The organism is Chitinophaga sp. SVR4-12A (genome assembly GCF_056754765.1).
The window spans coordinates 531,703-555,326 of sequence record NZ_JBPGWP010000001.1; the positions used below are offsets into that span (position 1 = coordinate 531,703).

Annotated in this window: 9 protein-coding genes; 1 reads left to right on the forward strand and 8 read right to left on the reverse strand. The window is 47.1% G+C overall.

The genetic code is table 11. The features are described from left to right. Positions 1-22: 22 nt before the first annotated feature. Positions 23-3,478: a pyruvate carboxylase gene (locus ACR9Y8_RS02155; RefSeq protein WP_481211579.1), complete on the reverse strand. Its 3,456-nt coding sequence runs from the start codon at positions 3,476-3,478 to the stop codon at positions 23-25. A 239-nt stretch (positions 3,479-3,717) separates the two neighbouring features. Here ACR9Y8_RS02155 and xerD point away from each other — a divergent pair, with 239 nt between their 5' ends. Beyond that, positions 3,718-4,644, forward strand: a complete 927-nt coding sequence (xerD, locus tag ACR9Y8_RS02160; protein WP_481211580.1) for a site-specific tyrosine recombinase XerD — start codon at positions 3,718-3,720, stop codon at positions 4,642-4,644. Positions 4,645-4,751: 107 nt separating this feature from the next. On the opposite strand, the gene ACR9Y8_RS02165 is transcribed toward xerD, so the two are convergent. The 7 genes from ACR9Y8_RS02165 to ACR9Y8_RS02195 are packed head-to-tail and all read right to left on the reverse strand — an operon-like array spanning position 4,752 to position 23,617. Continuing rightward, complete coding sequence (locus ACR9Y8_RS02165) at positions 4,752-5,297, reverse strand: hypothetical protein (protein WP_481211581.1); 546 nt, start codon at positions 5,295-5,297, stop codon at positions 4,752-4,754. Between the two features lie 11 nt (positions 5,298-5,308). Next, positions 5,309-13,804 (reverse strand): RHS repeat-associated core domain-containing protein, encoded by an 8,496-nt coding sequence (locus ACR9Y8_RS02170; protein ID WP_481211582.1) that lies wholly within the window; start codon positions 13,802-13,804, stop codon positions 5,309-5,311. A 28-nt stretch (positions 13,805-13,832) separates the two neighbouring features. After that, complete coding sequence (locus tag ACR9Y8_RS02175) at positions 13,833-14,483, reverse strand: hypothetical protein (protein WP_481211583.1); 651 nt, start codon at positions 14,481-14,483, stop codon at positions 13,833-13,835. Continuing rightward, positions 14,467-14,619, reverse strand: coding sequence for a hypothetical protein (locus ACR9Y8_RS02180; protein ID WP_481211584.1), 153 nt, complete (start codon positions 14,617-14,619; stop codon positions 14,467-14,469). Before ACR9Y8_RS02180 ends, ACR9Y8_RS02175 begins: the two co-directional genes overlap by 17 nt. Positions 14,620-14,637: 18 nt before the next feature. Further along, positions 14,638-22,020, reverse strand: a complete 7,383-nt coding sequence (locus ACR9Y8_RS02185; RefSeq protein ID WP_481211585.1) for a carbohydrate-binding protein — start codon at positions 22,018-22,020, stop codon at positions 14,638-14,640. After that, positions 22,017-22,520: a hypothetical protein gene (locus ACR9Y8_RS02190; RefSeq protein WP_481211586.1), complete on the reverse strand. Its 504-nt coding sequence runs from the start codon at positions 22,518-22,520 to the stop codon at positions 22,017-22,019. The genes ACR9Y8_RS02185 and ACR9Y8_RS02190 overlap by 4 nt, the downstream gene beginning before the upstream one ends. Next, on the reverse strand, positions 22,520-23,617 hold the full coding sequence (locus tag ACR9Y8_RS02195) for a hypothetical protein (RefSeq protein WP_481211587.1): 1,098 nt from the start codon (positions 23,615-23,617) through the stop codon (positions 22,520-22,522). The genes ACR9Y8_RS02190 and ACR9Y8_RS02195 overlap by 1 nt, the downstream gene beginning before the upstream one ends. Positions 23,618-23,624 lie beyond the last annotated feature (7 nt).

Sequence of the window (23,624 nt, forward strand, 5' to 3'; positions counted from 1 at the left end):
TGGACTTATATTATTATCAAGCTTAGTCGCCGAATTCCACCACCACGTCGTCTTGCTGTACCATGGTGCCTTCTGGCAGATGTATCGCTTTGATCCTTGTGTTGCGTGTGGCTGTTACCGTGGTTTCCATTTTCATGGCCTCGATAATGAACAAGGGTGTATTGCTGGCCACTGCATCTCCTGCCCTTACCAGCAGTTTGGACAGCTTGCCCTGCAGGGGCGCTCCGATCTCCAGTTCAGGATTATTCACCTTCCTGTTCACCGGCACCAGGCTGGCCACAGAATGATCTCTTACCTGTACGCGGCGGGTGTAACCGTTCAGCTCAAATACCACGGTGCGCATGCCGTTTTCGTCTGCCGGCTGCACATACAGCAGCTTCACGATAATGGTCTTGCCTTTACCCAGGGTTACCAGGATCTCCTCTCCCAGCCTCAGTCCGTAAAAGAATGCAGGTGTGGGAATGGCTTCTACGTTGCCGTATACCATCGCATGATGATAATACTCATCAAACACCTTCGGGAACATATGATAGCTGAGATAATCCAGGAATTCTGCCATCGGGTATTTCAGCTGGAAGGTGGCAAAATCGCTGTCAAAATCTACCGGCGGCAAATGCTCATTAGGCTTGCCGTTCAGCGGTTTTTCTCCTTTAAGCACAATGCGCTGCAGCTTTTCCGGGAAACCGCCGTAAGGGATCCCCAGATCACCGCGGAAGAAACCGGCTACTGAAGCAGGGAAAGCCAGGTTACGGCTTTCATCCAGCACATCTTCAGCTGTAAGGCTATTAGCGGTCATAAACAGCGCCATATCACCCACCACCTTGGAGCTGGGCGTTACTTTCACAATATCGCCAAACAACTGGTTCACTACTGCATAGTTCTTCTTGATGGTCTCCAGCTGTGTGCCAAGTCCCAGTGATTCTGCCTGCTGGCGCAGGTTAGAATACTGGCCGCCGGGGATCTCGTTCTCATAGATCTGGGCGGTACCGGCTTTCATATCAGATTCAAAGGGATAATAAAACTCCCTTACATCCTCCCAGTAATTGCTGTATTCATTGAGTGACGCCAGGTTCATGGCCTGTCCTCTTTCATGGCCCTGCATAATAGCCACCATGGCATTCAGGTTGGGCTGGGAGGTTAGCCCACTCAGGGAAGCAATGGCGCAATCCACCACGTTCACACCGGCTTCTATGGCTTTCAGGTAAGTGGCCGCCTGTACAGACGAAGTATCATGCGTATGCAGCACTACCGGTAGCTGTACTGCCTCGCGCAGGGCGCTGATCAATACGGAAGCAGCCTGCGGTTTCAGCAAGCCCGCCATATCTTTTAACGCCAGCATATGGGCGCCCGCATCTTCCAGGCGTTTGGCCAGGTCAATATAATATTGCAGCGTGTACTTTCTGTTATCCTTGTTCAGTATATCGCCGGTATAGCTGATGGCCGCCTGCGCCAGGGCTGGCGTATATTCCCGCACAAAGCGGATACTGGGTGACATAGCATCTACCCAGTTGAGGGAATCGAAAATGCGGAACACATCTATACCGTTCTCCCAGCTCTTTTCGATAAACTTGGCAATGAGGTTCTCCGGGTACGCCGAGTAGCCAACCGCGTTAGAGCCGCGGAACAACATCTGCAGCAGCAGGTTGGGCATCGCTGCGCGGATCTGCTGCAGGCGTTTCCAGGGACATTCATGCAGGAAGCGCATAGATACGTCGAAGGTAGCGCCGCCCCATACTTCCATAGAGAACAGCTGCGGATTATTACGCGCATATCCTTCCGCCACGGCCATAATATCCTTGGTGCGCACACGGGTGGCCAGCAGGCTTTGATGTGCGTCGCGATACGTGGTATCTGTAAAATACACCGGCTTTTCGTTCCTGAGCCAGCGGGCAAATTCATCACGGCCCATTTTCCCGAGGCGGTCCTTACTGCCTTCAGGGAATGGCTGCAGACGATTAGCACCCGGCACCTGTGGAATGCGGAAGCGTTTGTTCGGATCTTTCACTTTCACGTCGGGATGCCCGTTCACCGTTACATCTGCCAGGTATAGCAGGGTTTTGGTGCCACGATCCCGAATCTGCGAGAGCTTGAACAGCTCCGGGTGTTTATCAATGAAGCTTACCGTACAGTTGCCTTTACGGAAGGTATCGTGCGTGATCACATTCTCCAGGAAGCGGATATTGGTCTTCACCCCACGGATCCTGAACTCGCGCAGGGTCCTGTGCAGGCGGCTGGCGGCCCCGGATAGCGTACGGCCCCAGGCGGTCACCTTTACCAGCATGGAATCGAAGAAGGGCGAGATCTTCACGCCGGAGTAGGTGCTGCCTTCATCCAGGCGGATCCCGAAACCGCCGGCATTGCGGTAGGCGATCACAGTGCCGTAATCAGGCGTAAAATTATTCTCCGGGTCTTCTGTGGTGATGCGACACTGTACGGCAAAACCATTCAGCTTTACGTCCTCCTGCCCTTTCAGGAAGATCTCCGGATCGCTCAGCTGGTGGCCCTGGGCGATCAGTATCTGCGAACGAACAATATCGATGCCCGTTACCTCCTCCGTAACGGTATGCTCAACCTGGATACGGGGGTTCACTTCTATAAAGTAGATATTATTGTTGCGGTCTACCAGGAACTCAACGGTGCCTACGTTGTTATAGTTCACCTTGCGGGCCAGGCGCAGCGCATATTCGTATATAGCTTCCCGTGTTTCCTCCGGCAGGTTGGGACTGGGCGCTATTTCCACCACTTTCTGGAAACGGCGCTGCACGGAGCAGTCGCGTTCATAGAGATGGACAATATTGCCGTGGTTATCCCCCATCAGCTGCACTTCTATATGTTTGGGCTCTTCAATGAACTTCTCAATGAAGATGGTATCATCACCAAAAGCTTTGGCAGCCTCGCTGCGCGCTTCTGTAAATGATTTCTCCAGCGAGCTGGCATCATGCACTACGCGCATACCGCGGCCTCCGCCGCCGGCGGCCGCTTTCAGCATAACGGGAAACCCTATACGGATAGCTTCCTGCAGGGCAATGGCTACGCTGTCCAGCTTTACCTGGCTGTCTTCTATCAGGGGAACCTCGGCGGCACGGGCAAGGGTCTTGGCGGCCACTTTATCGCCCAGTTGCGCCATCACTTCAGGAGTGGGCCCTACGAAGATGATGCCTTCCTCCCGGCAGCGCCTGGCAAACTGTACGTTCTCGCTCAGGAAGCCGTAACCCGGGTGAATAGCGTCTACCTGGTTCTCTTTGGCCAGGTGAATAATGCCTTCAATATCGAGGTAAGGTTTAAGGGGCTCGTCATCCTTGCCTATCTGGTAGGCCTCATCCGCCTTATAGCGGTGCAGGGAATAACGGTCTTCGTAAGTAAAGATGGCGACTGTCCGTATACGCAGTTCTGCTGCTGCCCGCAGTACCCTGACTGCAATCTCGCCCCGGTTGGCTACCAATAATTTCTGTATCTTCTGAAGTGGAATGTCCGGCATGGTATGTTAAATAAGTATGCGTTTGAGTTAAAATTGTATGCGAAAATAAGGGAAAACCCCTTTTCTGGGCGGCGATAAAAATAGTAAAAGAATGGTTGATTTTCTTCGACTTTTTCTAATTAATAGCCATAAAGCATAAATGGAATTCAAAATTATGGGGCCATACGATTAATACATCTAATTAATTAAAGTAAAAATTATATATAATTGCTCACTGGTCTGGAAATTTACGTTATAATTTGCTTATAAACATCATCTTTGCTGTCGCCATGTGGAACGTATACCTGAAAGGCTTTACTGCTTACCTGCAATTGGAGCGCTCGCTGTCCGCCAATTCTGTACTGGCTTATATACGGGATGTAGAGAAACTGGAGCAGTATCTTTTGGCCCACGACCGTAAAATACCACCTGAACAGGTAACGCTGGATGAGCTCCAGGGCTGTGCGCAATGGATTGCACAACTGGGCATGACGGCTACTTCCCAGGCCCGCATCATTTCCGGCATCAAAGCGTTTTACCGCTACCTCATGATGGAAGACCTGCTGAAACATGATCCCACGCAACTGCTGGAAGCACCTAAGATCCGCCGCAAACTGCCCGATGTACTGAGCTTTGAGGAAATAGAAAGTATTATCGGCCAGATCAAAGCCGGCACGCCGGAGGGTCAGCGCAACCGGGCTATATTAGAAACCATGTACAGCTGTGGGCTTCGTGTAAGCGAGGTGGTGAACCTGAATATTTCCAGGCTTCATTTTGATGCAGGGTTTATACGGGTAATCGGCAAAGGAGATAAGGAAAGGCTGGTGCCTATTGGAAGGGATGCTATTAAGTATATTAATATTTATATGGAAGAGATCCGGGTACATGTGCCGGTGAAGAAAGGGTTTGAGGATACACTTTTCCTGAACCGCAGAGGCAGTGCCCTTAGCCGGGTGATGATCTTTTTGGTGATCAAGGAGCTAACGGCAGCCGCGGGGATTACTAAACAGGTGTCGCCGCATACCTTCCGGCATTCTTTTGCTACCCATTTGGTGGAGGGTGGGGCGGATTTAAGGGCGGTACAGGAAATGCTGGGGCATGAGAGTATTACTACCACGGAGATTTATACTCATCTGGATAGGGAGTTTTTAAGGGATACGCTGCAAAGGTTCCATCCGAGGTTCTGACTAGTTATTTAATCATCTTACTGAGGGAAGATAACGATATTAACGTCCTCATATTGATAAAATATAAATAAACAGCACCGATCAATCAAAACCAGTGCTGTTTATTATTAGCCTAATTCTATGCTTTGCATTAATGTATTTATCCACTTCTTTGAGAATCCACCTGTCACAATTTGCTTTATTCTCTCTTTAAAATCCTCCCTTAAACCAATCTTATAACTCCAGTCCCACTCATATTCTTGATAAAGAATCAGAAATTCAAGAAATTGATCTAAAGACGAAGCAACTACTTCTACCTTTATCGAATCAGTATAACTTTCTTTAGCTACTATTTGCAATGTCACTGTATCAATGTACAAATGATAGTGATCGTAGTATGCCCCGAAATTCTTATATCTATTATTCTCTATCACAGTTTCCGTATAAAAATTAATGCTGCCAATACTAAGAATAGCAATATTTGTGTTATAAATTAATTCATCTACTTTATCTGCATATTGACCATTATCCGAGTACTCCAAGGATAGTCTTTGCTTTATTTCTAAAGCATCTTTTTCCGATAAACTTCTTCCTTTCTCTAAATTCCTCCTTATAATCAAATCTGTGGAAGGTAATAATCTATTAACCTCAAATACAAATGTTTTAATATCCATAATTTTTATACTTATAAGGTATAGTTCTCTTTTTTAGCTCCTCTTATATCAGCAGATTTCATTTTTCCATTATTATCGTAAATGTAAGTTTCCGAATAACCTCCTGATTGTTGATAACTCGTTCCATAACCTATCTTATTTGCACCTACATACTTTCCTAGCTTGTCATCATAGCGGTATGATGAATAAATATCAAATGATGAACTGGCTTCATTTTCTGTACGTGTCAACGAAGTCAGCGTGAAATAATTATCGGATGATCTGCTTTTATAAACAACGCCAACCTCTATCTGATTTCCGAACTGGTTGACTAATGCATCAGGATTACCGGTCCTTAACGCTGCTATTTCAGCTATGAAACTTAAAAATGTTGAACCGATTCCCAATTTACTCTTAAGTATTGACTTAGCAGTTTGCCTGGGTATTTTAGCATGTTCAGATCGTGTCAGCGGTACGGCTGTTCGTTGTTGGTTGACATGATGATGTTCCAATACTTCATTGGGCTTTAGGCCTTCAACATCCTCACCCATGGCTTCCCAATGAGCTATTTGGTCTTTAGTAGCAATTGGCGAATATCCATACTCCGACACCCGCTGCGTGTTCCACGCATTAAGATATTCGGGAGTATTTTTAATCAATTTATCCCAAAAATATAAATAATTTCTTGGCCACCCGTGCAGAGTATATGTTGTTTTAACAACTTTTCCACTTACTGATGTATATGTCGCGGGAGCTCCTGCCATATCTTGTGCATACTTTAAAGTGCGGTTTACAACATCTTTTTCTTGTAAACCATCTAAATCAATTGCTCGTATTGGAGTATTTCCAGCAAATTGATACGGTGTGAACCAAGGATATCCCCTCGTCACCGGATCTACACTCAAAAACTTCCCCAACCTCGGATCATACACTCTCATTCCATAATCCTGCTGGTTCCCCTCTCCCTTCACCTCATTATCATTTTCCTTCCCATTGAACCCATAACGATACGTTCCCAAACTCCACTGCCTATCCGGCTGCAACATTCCAAAAGGATAATAATCCTGGGCACTCAACACCTCCGCCTCGTAGTGATCTACCTTATCTCCTGCCACCTCATCCACGACCTTATCTGAAATAGTCGCCAGCACATTACCCAAATGGTTAGTCAGCTCATAACGTTTAAGCCCCTTTTTTAACCAGGTAGCATCATTAGCAGCCGTAGCCATATCTATATCAGCTGTCCAGATACCTAAGCGACTACTACCATACAAATGTTGTTCTTTCCAGTATAGCTTGTTGTCACCATCTTTAGTCCCATATACAGCCAGTACATTATCTTGCGCATCACGTACATACCAGGTCTTCTCTACAATACCTCCCTTCGTATACTCCTTATATACACGATTACCGGCCGCGTCATATCTATATATCAAAGACCTGTTATCGGACTTGACAATCTTGTTGATCTTCCCATACAGAGTCCAATTAACCGAGTTTATAGCACCTTGCCTATCATATATTAAGTTACCAATCCTATCGTAAGTATAGTTATTTGCAGCCTGAGTCTTCAAATCCTCTGTATACAAACCGTCATTAGCATTGTCAACTACCTGCGTCAACCTGTTATTCACCAAATTACCATTTGCATCACGGGAATAGGTATAAGTCAGCTGATCCATATCCAGCCCCTTGCTACTACCATTACGCAAATAGCTCAGGATATTACCATTCCCATCATAGGTAACTGCTTCCTTGTACGGATCACCCGCTGTTGCAGCCGCCCACTCAGTTGCCCCGACTGTTAACGGATGCTGACGCATCCCTTTCAGGCGGTTTAACTGGTCATACCGGTAAGTGTATCCCACTGGCGCCTGTTCAGCTACTTTTTTCAATGCCAGCGTACTACGCCCTATGTTACCGTTGAACAGGTCCCGGCCTACCTCTGTAGGCTGGTCGGCAGTCCAGCTCAGCGGGAAGGCCTTTGCAGCACCTCCAATCTGTTTATAGTCATCTTTAAAGTACTCCAGTGAATACGCATAAGCATCGCGGGCAATATTGCTACGCGCGGTATTCTGTACCCCATCTCCCCCAATCTCATTCTCCGGTGTTAAGTAGTTGCCATTTACCCCCTTCAGCCAACCCTGTAAAGTATAGGCATAGTCAAGCCCCTGTACAAGCTGCTCGTTACCGAGCTCCATTCTTGCCAATGGCCCATGCAGGTAGTAACGATAGCTGGCATCAGTGCGAGGCGTCTCAATCTCCCATCCATTTGAAGAAACTGTGTTAACACCCGTAACTGCCTTGATCAGACGGTTTTCCGCGTCATATTCATAACCATAAAGGAACTGGTCCGTTTTGCCTGCCTGGTATCTTACCTTATTCACCTTTCCGCTCACAAGATCATACTGGTAGTCAATTTGCTTTGTATCCAGGTCTGCTATCTGTTGCCACAAGGTCTTCACATTTCCCAACTGGTCATAACTGTAATACGTCGCCTGCTGAGCATTTCCATCACTATCTTCTCCATAGGTAACGGCTGTCACCCTTTTCCTCAGATTTGTCTGCGCATTGGCAATCGCGGCAACTGTTCCTGGCTTAGGAGCATCGTAATAAGTCCTGGTAATCTGGCCCCTTGGCTTCGTTCCAATATCAGTCACCGCTCCTGCAGACAGGAATGGTATTGCGTCCAAAGAGAATCCCATGGTCTCCCCGACTTCCTTAATGCGTCCCTGTACATCATAGTTTGTATAGCTGAAACGGAGATTCGAACCTCCTCCAAGTGGGCTAAGTTGTTCTGCATTCTGGGAAACCACCATTCTGCCTAACATATCATACCAGAAACGGCTGGTTCCTCCGTCAGGCGTATTTTGAGTTTCGACGCCATTTAACGACTGATATGCATATGAAGTCGCTAATGTATGCTGCGGGTAAATAGCCGTGTACTGTGTTTGGGTGCTGGCGTCAAAACGTACCCATTCAATTTTGGCGCTCTCCAGTGAAGCGGCATAAGCAGGACTAAAGTTCATACAGGCATCTCCTGCATTGGCAGCTATTTCAGCGGCGCTCAGCTTCCGGCTGAAAAAGCGCACCTGCTTCAGCAGCGACAGGTTCTCAGGGTAAACAATGCCGGTGCCACTTGCTCTTACTTCCCATAAACAGGCGCCGGTAGGTTCTATTCCTACCCGTGGGCAGGCTTTACCATTTACATATATTTCCAGGTTATTTTTGTTAAGCTTATCTCCCTGGATCACTACATGCGTCCATGGCGTTAGTGGTAAAATACCTGACAGATCTGCGGTTGTATGTGCCGATAATACAATATCTGTTTCCTTATCCGGAAGTGGCGTAATGGTGTATACATCGAAATTCAGATATTTACCATTGATACACAGGTTGAATAAATATTTACTTCCACTGGTCGTTGCCAGGACCTGACCACCAGCTGCATTCTGATTGTAGGTCCACATTTCAATTGCTCCGGCGGCGGAACGGTCAAAAGCATTTGTAAACTGTAATAATGCAGTTGCCTTGGATGTGCTTACCTGCGGATTTGTACAAGCATAATCCGTACTTCTTTGCCTGCGAACCGCATCAATCTGTGCAAACTGGGATTCATCCAGCAGATGTACTCCTTCCGGGGGCACCGTTCTAACTAAATTCCCTGCCTGATCGTAGTAATAAAGTGTATAATGATAGATCTGTTGCTGGGCTTTCAGCGACACCTTAGGCTTATTAGCACCGCAGTAAGCGATATAATCAGCCCGGAAAAGCCGTTTTACTTCCTCAATATATTCTTCATACGCTACATGCCCTGCTACTGCCGCATCGTCAATAGTCTGCATCAGGCATTCGTAATTGTCCTGCTTAACGTTGGTATATGCAGGGTGATTACATAACAAGGCTGTAAGGGATGGATTCGCTGATATCGCATCTGCATACTCCTTATATTCCGCATAAGACAGCGTAAAACCGAAACGGCCGTTCAGGTAATTCGCAAACATTACCTCGTAATTCGGGTGATCCGTATTCAGGCTGCTGCCCATAATGACATCAAAAGCCGTTTTTGCCTGCTTATATTCTGTTGCTGAGATGCAACCTTTCGCGCCCTTTTCCATGAAAACCGGTAGCTGCACCGGCTTTTCAAGCAGGTAACGACAGTTGCTACAACCCTTTACCAGCAACTGCAGCTCAGCTTCGGTGATCTTCATGGCCTGGCCATATTGCTGCACCAGGTAGGCATAAAAGGTTCCTCCTGTTTGCGCTGCATTATATGCTGCGGTCAATTCAGCAAGACGGTCACATACAGCAGCATTGGTAGCTTCAAGGACCTTCTCCACCGGTTGAGGCTTGACATCATACGGATAAGGAGCGTCGATTAAATATGGATTATAATCCATATTGTAGGGGATTTTCAGGATTCCCTTCAGTGCATCTCCAAAAGACGTATACCCCTCTGCAGTAGCTTTACCGGCAGGCAACGTGCTGGCGCCGTTAATGTGGTCTGCGTCACCACCCAGCTTGCAGATCTCTATCAGTTTTTTTCTCACTGTACTCTTCAGGCCCAGGTATTCCAGCTTATCCAGCTGCCCTGACAATGCTCCCATCCATACATCAGCCTGCGCCTCGCAATTCTGGTTGATCAATGCCGCAAGCGCGTCATTCACCATTCCGTTCAGTACTGTTGTATCTGTAGTAATAGCTGGGGTAGCGTAGTTGACATTAGTTATACGTGAAGTCTTGTATGCGTATGCCTGGTTACATCCAGATCCAGATCCGGATCCCGGTCCCGAACCGGCAGACGCCTCGTAACAGGTATCAATTTCAAGTATCCAATTGTCAATCCTTCCATGTTGTTCAAATTCCCAGTAATCGTGTTTATCATGTGTTACAGAGAAGCGAGTAGCTATATCGGGATCATCGAGCTGCCATCTTACAATACATGATATAGACGCGCCTACGGGAGGGGTATGTCCTGTATATGTATATTGCACTTTAGATGTCTGCCTCACATCATCATAACCGTAAGTAACCCTGGAAAATTTATCTTCCCTGGCATCAACAGCACAACTAAAAACAGTATCTGCCGTAGCTGTACCACAGTTCGCAGCGGCAATACGCAGTACGCTAAGCGGTATCTCGTTCCTTACGCAAAAACCAACCAGGGTTTGTCCTGCCGGTATTGTTATCCGGGAGCTTCCGATGATCAGGTTTTTGTATTCATCCGGGTAATAAATATCGACAGTTATTGATTTTGTTAATGCTGCGCCCAGATAGGTAACCCTGGCTATATAGCCATTGGAACAGGGATTCGCATCCTTGTCCAGTATGAATTGCGAGATATCCGGACAGCCAGTTACAGGGTATGCAGCCGGCGCTCCTATTGAGCACTTTCCACCACAATACGCCGGCGTATTTCTCAGTAACTGATAATATTTATCCTTCAGCTCCAGGTATTTATCCCTATACATATTCCATTCCCTGTCTGGGATACGGCAATTATCATCAGGTGCACAATTTGACCAATTGTCGGCCTCTTTAATCGGAATATTGTTAACATTTGTTGAGCCCGTGTAATCCGCACAATAAAGCATGTAATCAACAAACGCCACAAGGTCTCTTACCGGCGCACCGGCTGTTTTGACACCGGCTACATTTCTGGAATAATTTGTGAGATCATCAATAAAAGCTGATTTGAAACCAGATCCTTTTCCTAAGAAGAACGGGTCATGATCTACCAGCCAACTTATATTACTTTTACTATAAACAGCCCCACTTGCATTGGCCGGTATATCAGCGATCGTTTTTGCTGATGTACGTAGCTGTTCATCCCACTGTAGCAAACCGGTATTGTCACGGCAGAATTGCAACGCACAGTACTCAGGATGATATTGAACAAAATAGGCGGCCCAATCGCTCTTCCAATACCTGATCAATAACTGTACTGTAAATGCGCTGTCATGTGGAGAGGTAATACTTCCATCTTCTAATTCAAACTGTTCCTGGATGTAGCGTGCCGAATCCTTGGGTAGTGGTTTAAAAACCTGTCTCCAGTAAAGATTTAATACATTGATGGTGGGTTCTGCTGCATTTCCCGCATTATCAAAGATTGCGTATTGTCCACCCGGGCTTACATCTCTCTTCATCACATTTTCAAGGTCTGTACAGGGACTGGCAGAAGTGCCACAGGATGCCCTCAGTGTTGCGCACTGAGCAGCCAGGGATGCGTACAGGCTGTTGATCCATTCTGTGATATTAGCATCATTCCCCGCAACATCTACATGATCTGCCAGCAAGCGTTCCTTGATACGTTGACTAAATACGCTTAATTCACCTAATGACTCCTTACAGGTAGCGCAATCATTGAAACAGGAAAAGAAATCCTTGCCCAACAATGCATCATTGACAAATGACCACTCTTTCTTCAGATTGGTATTCTTACGCACAAAATCCCTCGTATAGGACCTTACTGCCTCCTCGGGGATGCTTAATTCATACGTGATGAAGTATTCCCCGATCTCCATGTTGGTCTCGATCGTTGTTGAGGTAAATAATTCCTCTCCGCAGCTTCCGGTTAGGCTTCCGCTTGGCAACCCGGTAGTCCTGAGTATTTCTTTTCCACAATTATCAGTGATAAGGATACTCCCTTCATAGAAACAATTGCTGCAAATATTTACGCCATTTTCAGTATACTTCTCTATCAGCTGCTGTATATCAAAAGACAGCTTTACCGTACCGGACACCGTATTCACATAGGTGGAAGTAGCCGAAATTTTCATTCTCGACGGGTCAAAAGAAAATTCACGGTTCATTACCACGATCGTTTTCTCCACCGCAGCAGGCTTAGATGGCAGCGAATCAACGTTATCAGGTGTTTTACCTGTTAAGGCCGTTGCAATTGTTTTGCCGGAAGCATCCTGGTAGCTGATACTGATTTGGCCGTTCCCGTCAATAGTCATATTCTTCAGGTAATGACTGGCAAAGCCAACATCATTCCCAAACAACCTGTCCAGCTCCCATTGCTCCGGTTTACCGTAAAAAAGCCGCGTGGCCTTGCTCACTGTCGTAGGCCCGGGCTGGAATAATTTACCTACTCCTCCCTGTACGCTTACACGCCCGGTATTATCGGCGGTATATCTCGTTACTGCAAAAGGATATCCCTCTGCGTCGGGTATGTATTTATTTTCTGGCCTGCTTGCATCATCCTTGAAATCGTTCAGTGGGGAATAGTACCTGGCCGCACCCGACAGGTTATTTAAAGGAGCGGGCGTATTAATACAATCACTACCACTACCATAAACATCATTGAAATTATATTTTCCGGTCTCCGAAGGATGCATTCCGGCATAGAACCTCAGCGTTGATGCGGCAACAGGAGCCGGAAGAATATTCACCAACGGACGCCCAAACTCGTCATATATGGTCTCCTGCACCACCGCTGTTTTGTCACTGTTATTGACAGTAACCGTTTGCCTGCTTCGTAAGGTCCCATCGAAATAGCTGACTACTTCCTTCTTTTTACCGTCTTCCGCATACACCGCATTATATTGCCAATTGAGGTTATTTTGATGCCAGGGATTATCGGCCAGATCTACAACACCCGGTTTGGTCACTTCCCCTTCCTGGATCTGGTATTTCCAGGGGCCTTCCTGGCGGGAACCATCTTCCTGGTATTGCACCAGGCGAATGCGGACCAATAAAAACCGGGAATTATGCACCAGGGAAATATCAAATTGTTCCTTCTGCACAGTAGCGCGACTGGCATTGTTTCTGAACATTTTCTTCAGGTCATCTTCCGTGATGCCTGTTGACTGGTTCCCCAGCTTCCGTCCGTTATCTGATTCATCATCAATAAACGTCCATTCCACATCGTACTCCTCCGCCCCGGTGATCTTGTTCCAGGAAAGCGATACGGTAGATGGCACTGCAGGTCCACCCGGGTCTGTTGGCTGCTGCAGCATTACACGGGGAACTAACGCAGCATCCTGATCCAATTCATAGGAACGTTCCACTACCACCTGGCTCGTAAGCCTGAAAGCGGCAGGAAGCGGAGACCCTAACTCGGCGCTTGTGATATCATTTACCGTGATCCTTACCCTGTGCCCGCTCGTAAAACGGTACGAAGCCGCATCCTGGTAAGCAACACCGGCTGCCGGATCAAAGTTGATGGTCAGCTTTGCGTGTTCATCTGCGACAAGCGGGTCTACCTGGTCTGGTTGAGCCCAGTATTCTACTTTCAGATCTATTTCACACTTAAAAGCTTTAGACAAAACCACCGCCTGATCACGATACAATCCGAAGGTGATAATATTGCTTACTGTCTTGTTATGGATCTTCTGCCAGTCAAACGCACTGTTAAGGAACTTTTCATCCTTCAGCATCAGTACATCTCCTTTCTTTATCGTGCCCTGCAACTGATTTTGGTAAGCCTCAATAGCATTGAAAGCCTTTGCCTGCAGCACTCCGCAAATCAGCCAGGCAAACATCATCACCTTTATCATTGATATTTTAGCGTAAACAGAACGCATATACATGTTCAACATTAAGCGGTTAACACTAGTCTTTAATTATTTCATAACCCTTCAATCGCCCGGAAGGCGTCAGCTGTCCGTCATTCAGTATCACATACCGGTCCATCCGCAAAAGGTCCTGCCGTACAACACCCGGCTCGAAACTGCGCACCGTCGCTTTTATTATTTTGTCTTTCGACATATCCTCCAACTCCATGGGATTGGGCATCCGCATCACTGCACGGCGGATCACACCCGCACTATCAAAAGAGACGCGGTATTCGCGGCAGCTGGCATGTTTATCATTAACCAGCGAGATCTGTGTAAGAGGGCCATCCGGCATGCGTGTCACCTTGTATGTTTCCCTGGAGAGGAAGGTGGCTTCCATTGCTGCAGACATTCTCACCGGGTTCACCACCTCTTTCGGTTCAGACACGAATATTTTCTTCACATCATGTGCGACTACAATGTAGGCATCCTTCAATGAGATCATTTCATTACCGCCAAACTGGTAATATCCCTGGTTCCCCTCCCTGGTATAACAGAAATCGCCCTGAATGTTATTGCTCATCTCCCCCAGGTCCTGCGCATCCATCGTTCCTGCAATGGTGATGTAAGTAACCGTATCCATCGCATGCAACAGCTTTGTCAGCTCATCTATGATAGCTTTCTCCTGCTTATCATTTTCCCTGATCACAATTCTTTTCTCCTTTTTCGGGCGGTTTGGCGCCCAGCCATTCCCGAAAACCAGGGATCATTGCAAAGGCGCCTGAGGTGATCAGTAACACACCGGCAGGTATAAGGATCTTTATATATTTAGCACTTAATTTCATGGTATAGCAATATTTTCACTAGTTAGCTTTACGATAAGCAGAACGGTTCTCTTTAATTGTCATGATCCCCCTTTCGGTTTCTTTCTTCACACGGATCAATGTGCCTTCGTCATCATACTCATAGAAGGTGGCATAGTTATTCTCGTCCATCTCTGCCATCACCCGCTGGGTCTTGTCATCATAGGTGAAGGTCTTCAGCTGTCCGTCATAAGGGAATATCCTGATATCATCTATCTTCACGTTATTACCAGCCAATGTAACCGATACTTCTTCCAATTGACTGCCCGAGGTCCACGCCGGGAGATCCAATACACCTTCTACCAGTTTCCAGCCCTCTACAGTAGCTTTCTTTTCCAGCGTAACCTCATGCGCAACCTCATGGCCTTTCACCGTCAATGTAATACCGGGCCCACCGCCTGCTGCACCATTGTCTTTCACCCAGGCAGAGAAGATGTACTTATTGCCTGTTACCGGGTTGAACCCTCGCAGTCCCAGCCAGCCATCCGGTCTCACGTAATATTCACCTTTTGCGTTATTCGCAATGTAAATGCCGGGGGAATGTTCATATCTGAAAACGTAGGTCTTCAATTCGATCTGTCCATCCAGCTTTAAGCTGTAGTTGCCGCTATGCGCATCCTGGTCGTCCAGTTTATCCGCATAGCCATCTCCCAGCACTTTCCTGATGTTAAACTGGTCTGGTTCGCATGGTCTTATGCCTACACATTGATCGTTGAACTTATAATCATCAAAACCGTCGTAAAATATTTCCCGCTGACGCATGTTTGCACCCACAGCAACCGGCAGGCCGGATTTGTATCCATAACGCGCCGCACTGTAACGATTCAAAGCATCTTTGTTCTCAAGCTCCTGGGAATACTTGTCATACATCGTCATGGTGTTGGTTGTTACCCACTCAACGTTCGTTGCCATACGCCAGCCATTATTCCGTACCCAGAATGCATAGAATTTCTCATAGTAACCATTCCTGCGGAGATTTGCGCCACCGGTGGGCTTGGTAACCAGGTCCTGGCCTGAACGACTGGTAAGCCATGCCATTTGCTTATATGGCAGCCAGTTCCCCAGGTATCCATAGAGATATGGGTTAATAGCAATACTGTCAGGAATACCCGGACACCCTAAATTGCCGGAACAGATATCTATCGCACCGGAAGGACAGGAGAAACGGCGTTTAACGATCACTCCGGAGGCATTCCTCACATAGGTATCTCTTGGCTTGCCATCAAGCAAATCGCCGGTGGAGAATATTTTTGTAACATCAGATTCCGCATCAGCATTAACAAGCTGGCTAAGTGTGTTATTATACACTTCCACCCCCACCGCACGGTCGCTTCCCGCCAGATCATTCATTGCTTCAATTGTCAGGATATGTTGTCCCGCTGTTAGATAAACCGGGTATACTTTCCAGTCATAAAAAGGTTCGCCGTCCGAATTCCATCTCATCAAAACCTGTTTGAAAAGCACCCCGTCAATGAACACCTTCACCTGGTTGTCTGCTCCCATACCGAGATAGTAAGTTTTGCTTTCAGGCACCTTCAGACAGTTATTGATCCCTATCCATTGCCCCTCATAAGATGACTTCAGCCATATACCGGTTCTGTTCAGGCGGCCGCAATATCCTGAGCCCACAGTAACAGTAGGTTCGCTCGTACTGTCATTTTCACCGGTTCTTCCGCAAGCTCCTATAAGGCCCCAGAAGGAATTCGCCACCCTGCTGCCCTCATTTCCGTTTGCATCATAAAACAGAGCGCCCTGCGCCGAATAAACCATCAGCTCACTACCTTTTGCCAGGGTCAGTCCCTCATCTGTATCCTCTGTTGTAGTACTCGGTATACAGGATTGTCCGTCCGGGCTTCTTGTATATCCTTCCGGGCATGCCCCCTTCACCTTTGAACCACAATCGGGGTAATCATTCATGATGCTGATGTCTTCACCATCCGGGCATATAAAGTTACCGTTTACCCGTTTGCCGTTATCGTCCAGTTCATATAGGTATACTTTCGGATCATCCTTCAACCTGGTGGTTGAAAATATAATTGTAGGATCAATAGCCTCGGCAGTACCCTGCTGCAAGGTGTTCATATCAGCTGTATATATTTCAGCGCCAACTGTTTTACCGGTATAATCTGCCCAGGCCTCCACACGAATACTGTGTTTACCGGCTGGTAAATAGTACTTTACCATAGCCCATATTTCAAAGGTCTCCGGGCGAACTACATCAGATCCGGCCACATTCACCCCATCAATAACAACTCTTATTTTCCTGGTACCCGAGACACCAACAAATACATTCATTCCGGTTTGCAGGGTCAGCAGCTTCTCTGCGCCCCACCAACGGTAATCCGGCAATCCCTCGAGCCAGATACCGACATTATCCAGCTTCGCGTGCCAGTAATCAACAGAGCTTGTACCTATGTTGATCGGATCATTAAAATTGTAGAAATGCGCGCCCTGTTTACCATAGTCTCTCGACCATCCTCCCGGCCGGATAGTGTACGTAAAGTTTTTATTGACCAGGCCAGGCTTATAACATATGCCGTCTGCACGCTCTTCGTAGCCATCCGGACAGCTTTTGTAATTACAATCTGTTGGCTGCCCCCAGGCCTCATCATATAAAACGGCCGTCGCATTCAAGACCTTATATCCTGACAGATCTTCATTGCTTAAAAGCATCAGCTTATTATTGACTATCGGGTTCTCAAGGCTTGTAATGGCAGTAGCAGGCGCTGATAGGATATTGCGATATCCTGAGCGGCAGATTTTTACCAGCCCGTTTTGAGCCCGGGCCAGTCTACCTGTTCTCTCAATCAGGCGAAGCGATTTCACGCCACCTCCTGCGGGAGAATTAACCACCCAGGTATGATATCCCGTGCTGGTATTGATCAACTCATCCCCGGCGGTAAGGTATGGCCTGAATGCGGCCTTGGGTATACCATCGTCGTCAGTACCGAAATTTGTGAATACAGTCCCAAGGGTTTTATACGCCATCCCCATCTGGCTGTACATCCAGTAAGCCGGGATATTCAGGGTATAGACAGGATCTTCAAACTCATTCTCCGACTGCGTTAAAACAGGTTCCCCGGAATATTTATCAAAAAGCAGGTAGGAAGCCGTACTGGTAGACCCGTTTATCCTTTTCACTACCTTGCTGACCATACCATAATACTGCACTGTTTTCATTACAGCCGATGAGCGGAATAAACGGTAATCATCATTCTGAGACCAGGGGAAATGCGGTAAGGGCAAGGGGAATCCATAAAAAGGGATCACATCCACACCCAGGTTAATACTCTTTCCTTTATTCTTCATTTCCGACTGGCGCATATCAGTGATCATCTCAATGTCCCTTCCAATGATCTGATCCCTTGTGATAAGGCCCGTGCTGTCCACTACATCTACCACGTTTTTTAGCCGCTGTGAGCCTCCGGATTCGGCCGCATTGTAATAATATTCAGAGGACGATATTTCCTGTCCTGTTTGATTAAATACTCTTTCGGCTTTCGTCTTTCCATGCATATCGTTCAGGAACACCACATATCCCTGGGACATGCTCTGCTCGTAAACAGCATTACCACCAAAGAATGAAGACCAGGCGCTGGGTTTATGCAAATTCTTTTGCAGCCCCGTTTGCTGAACAAAGACCGGGAACTCCTTTGCCGTATAAAATTCATAGCTTAGCCATCCCGTTTTGTTTTGTGGATCACTTGCTCCTCCCGCTCCTAAATTGCGAACCTTTACCTCGCGGTAGCCAACCACCGGGGCAGGATATAAAGATTCTGCCAAAGGTTCTTCCAGGTAGAAAAAATTGTCCAGGGCCCATTTCACTTTCTGGGTATACTTAACTGGCTGGCGCATCGGGTTTTCATCCCCTCCCACTGCCGGTTCATAAGAAGCTACCCCACTGCTGATCTCATCATCGCCTCTCTTTATCGTATAATCATACTCCTGGCCGTAGGATGAGCCATTTTCACCGCTTACCATGCTGTCCCAGGCATCTGACATTGTTATTTTCCTGACACGCAGACCGCCACCCAATTTCTTTCCATCCATTTTCACCACACGCGCAAAGCTTCTGTTCAGCTTAACGTGGCTTGCAAATTTCTTCCGCAGCGCTTTCTTATTAAAGTTCTCACGCAGCTCCGACAGGTTAGAAGTTGCATTTGCAATGGCAGTAACGATAGCTGTAACCGGCTTGTCCTCAGTTATGCGGCTTTTGTACCCCGGATAGGCATATCGCGGATATTCCAGCCTCATTCTTTGCCACGCTGCGCTGGCAAACGGATTAACCTGCACGCCGCCTTCTGTATCATCTTCAAATGTTACTTTAGCTATTCCATTGCTTACATCAACTTTTTTGATCTTTCCATAACAGGGTATAAAGTCGTACTTCGAATCCGCTGTTGAGGAAACCTCATCTGTGACATTTATAAACAGCTTACAATACAGGTAATCTTCCCCATTGAGGTACTTATCCTGGAACTCCTGCTTATCGGTTGTATTAAATGCTCCATCCCGGATCTTTATGCCAAAGGTCTTTGCTTCCAGCAGGTTATCAGTGGCATTGCCTTCATCATCATATATTTCAGTGATCGTGCTCATATCCATGGCCTTCTTGTCCTGCACATAAGCATAGTCATCCGATTCATACTCAACGTTAATAACGCCTCCCGTAGGAAGTGTGATCTCCTTCAGTTGCCACATACCTGCGTTCACTGCAGCATCCGCCTTATCATGAACCGAATAAGGAAATTCATCGTTCTTCAATGCGGCGTCAAAACCATCTTTGCCATTGGCAGTGAATGGTTTAAAAGTGCCCCAGCGATCAGTTGACAGGTAGCCATAGCCCTCACCCTCATTGTACTTAAATACGTATTGATGATGAGCGCCTTTATTCGAACTGGCATATTTGAAATACACGCGCTCCAGGGTCAGCTTTCCGCCCTTTCCTGAATTAGGTACACCCGGGCACAGGTTATAATTATACTCAAACACCACTGTCTTAACCGGGGTGCTCAGGTCAGTCTTTGAGTATAGCCTGATCTCTTTCAGTAACTGTTGTTTAACATCCGTCTCCTTTACTCCCAACCAGTTACAGCCAAGTGCATCCTCACGATCTTCCGTGATGAAATAGGCGATCATCGTTTTAGATTCAATGGAATGCAGATACCACAATTCCTTTTCACCATATATGAATGATGCCTTGTCATCGTCCGGGTCGGCATTTAAGCTACGGTTAAATTGTGCCTGGTTAGGCTCCTTTCCATATGGGGTACGCCAATGGAAATCCTTTTCCAGTTTAGAGTAGTTAAATTTAAACGCTGTTCCCCGGTCATCCTCCGTGATACCATCATCTGTCATATCTACATAATCTGGCGAAAGTATACCGGTAAGCAGGTAGGAGCTTGCATAAGCGGGTTGAGATTCCTTATGATAATATTGATCCGTGGCGTTTGATGAACGGTAATCAATCTCATTGTTTGCAGTCAGGCCAAACCGCACCAGGTTAGAGGAAGGATCAACGGCAGCTCCCGGCGCTGATGCAAATGTGTACTCATCCTGCCGTTTATTATAAACCGGTATGCCATATACCATCCTCTTTCCATCATCGCCCGTAACAGACATTTCTGAAATATGATGTGCTTTACGGACCCTATCTACCCGCTCTATGGGTTTGTATGACATAGCATTACAAGGCTTCGGAGTAAATACCTCACCCTCTTTTCTATTCAGGTCATAATTCCTGATCTCCTTATCAAGCGCTGCAACAGTTGCCTCTCTGGCTGTCAGATATGTAACGGCGGCGCGGCGCAGCTGCCTGCCATCTTTTTTATACATAGAATCTGAGCTTACCGTTCCCCGTATGGTTGAAGTGAGCAGGCCTTCCGCCTTCTTTCCCGATAAAGGCACGCTCACGGGGTCTTCGCCAAGTATCCTGGCTACAAAAGCAGGATCGTCCACGTGTTTCTCACCTACCTGCTGGAAATATGCCGGCTCTTCTTCCAGCGTGCGTTTTGGGGCAAAATCACCCTTTTCAAGAAAGCCGTTATCCTCTCTCCACTTACCGTTTGTATTGGTTATATCCTGCTGGTACACGGTCGTTCCGCCGTGAAAATAAGCTCCTGCGCCATATTCCAGGCTGAAGGACTTATTGTCGGAGACATCTTTTGTTTCGCTATCAAAAACAACCCCGCTGCTATGCCTGTACAAACGCAGCTGCCCTCCCCCAAACTGGTTGCTGTAAGAAAAAAGATCGGGCGTTGTAATGGGTAATGCCAGGTTATTCATGTCAGGGATCACCGGGTTATCCTTCTCCCGCATAAAGTCCATCATGGCATCAGGAATGTTTGAACCTTTCTCTGCATAAAGAAGGCCATAGGCCCTGTTTTGCTTCGTCCGGTCCAGCACCTCACGTTTTGTTTTATATCCCGTTACACCGGCGCCGGTAAAAATGCCGACGGCTGTACCACCAATATCTCCGCTATATGTTGAGTTGGTAGATTTAAAAGTAATATTGCTTTTGGGATAAAAAGCCGGCGTATTAAAGCTGACGGACGAACTGAAAAGCTCGCCTGATGCGGCGCCATGCTCCTGATGTACCGATATATGGCGGTTGTGCGTCTCCAGCCAATACCTGCTTCCGGTAACGGAAAAAGACGAGCTCATTGTTAAGCCTTTCAGTCCTTCCCTCGTATTATAACCAAGGCTCAATGATCTTGAAGCAGAGACAGTATTGCCTGCAACCATGTTATATCTGAGCGAGGCAGAAATATTCGGGGTAACTGAAACCCCATCTGCTGTGCTGGATGTTAGTCCCACACCGGCGCCAATACCGGGCGTTAACGGGCCACAGTTGGCTAATGATAGCGATACACCCGCATTGGCCCCTATTTCAGCGCCATACCCGGTATAGTTGTCGCAAAATACGCCCAACGATAATGAGCCCTGGATGCCTGCACCAAAGATCTCTCCCCGCACAGTCAGCCGTCCGCCCCCTGTGATCTTCGGTTTCATAAAGCTCTCTGTTGTCACCGTATCTCCATTGGCGTCATCAGCAATGCCTCTTATACTACGGTTCATTGCCCCTGCATTCAGGTTCCAGCCAAGTCCCACCCAGCTGGCCTCGTCATCCATTCCTGCACCTGACTGATAGTTCAGGTTCACAGGATATCCTCCCACGTCCAGCAGGGGGATATTATACTTAAAATCACCGGTGAAAAGATCTACCATATCACTGGTTCCCGCAGCCTGAAACTGTTTAGTTTCCGGTTGCGCCGGGCCAGAGGTCAATGCCCAGGCAACAGCAGGCATCAGCCCCTGCACTAATAATAAAGCAAGAAAAAAACAAGCGATCCGTACACGGGCACGCGCATTTCTGATCATCATATCTTCAGACTTAAAGAATCAATGTGGGCAATAGCACTTCCCTTAACCGGGAAGGAAATGAATTGGTGTGTAAACAGCCAATCCCTGAATAATAATTTACAATCCTCCCGGGCATACACTTTTGCACGGTCAAACACCAGCATATATTCCACTCCGTTAATGGCCCCATTTGCAACACGGATAATATCGACAGGGGGAATCGTATCTGCAGCATCCACAAAAGCGAACAGGGTATCCAGCCCGTAGCTGTATCCCACATCATTGGTACTCTTCATAGGAGTACCGGCAGCGTTTAACACATTCAACCGGAAGTATACAAGGGAGGTATCTCCCCCCGCGCCTGGTTCAGCAGGCATATACTGCAATCTGAACACATAATCACTGACCGTTTTTTCCTGCAACAGCTGAAGGTCCTTTACAGACTGCATCAACTCCTTTTTTCCGGCGCCACATGCACAAACTAACAGCATGAAGCACCCCGCTATAAAATATCTTGTCATCACTCCTCAGGTTGTTTATAAATGAATCTCAACTGTTTCAGTTCTCCTGACGGCAGTTTTACATCCATGATGTAGAAATAGCCATCTACAAAACCGCTTTTACCAGACAAGTCGATCACCACCTGGTTCTGTCCTCTGCTGATCTTCACTACCGGTAATTTCTTGATCTGCAGATCCGGCTTTGTCACGCATTGAATACTATATTGCAGTTTCGTTTCAGCGTAAGTATTGTTGAAGGCAAATAACAGTTGCCCCCGGGCCAGGTAGAAATTACCTTTCGTCAGGTCTTCCAGGTTCCTGAAGGCTTCCGGAAGCGGGTCGGCAGGAGATTGCTCACACTCCACCGTGAAGTCCCATATCTCTGATTCTGCCAGCAGCAGCTCATTTTTATAGGCAGCTACCTGCCAGGCATATTTCTTACCTTCCACCAACTGGTTAGCTAAGGAAGGATATAACAATACCGGTAAAGGGATCTGGCGTTGGTTAATGATTGCCAGGTTCATTCTCAAAGCTTCTGCACGTTGCTGACCTTCTTTTACCTCCACAAGCAACAAGCGGTACATTACCCCATTGACAGCAGGGATTAATGGCTGCCAGGAAAAAGAAGGGCGTTTGTCACACAACTTATCTCCATCATAGGGCTGTATCAGCTGCATCGCGCTGAAAGGCTGGAGGTTGTAACTGAAACATTGTTCATCAAGCAATGCACTATTGTGACCATTCCCTTCATATAGCTGGAAACAATAGTCATAATCCCCCTCAGGAAAAAAGCCGCTTTGCCTTACTACCGTGGCGATCCTGCTTCCCCCAAACGACACGGCGGCGTTATATACCGCTCCCGGTGGAACCGTATTCATACCGGGTAGCAGATCAAAGGTGCTGGTCCGTATTGTCACCACCGCCCCCGATCTCGCTTCGGTAACATTGATCACAAGACTGGCAGCCTGGCGGCCACCGGGGTTATTCATTCTCACTTTATAAATGTTCTCCAGTGTGCGTCCCTGTATTTCAGGCATAAAGGAAAATGTGACCTGCGCTTTCAGTGGCGATAACACACACCATAACAGCCCTGTCAATAATATGCTATATCCTTTCATATTGCTG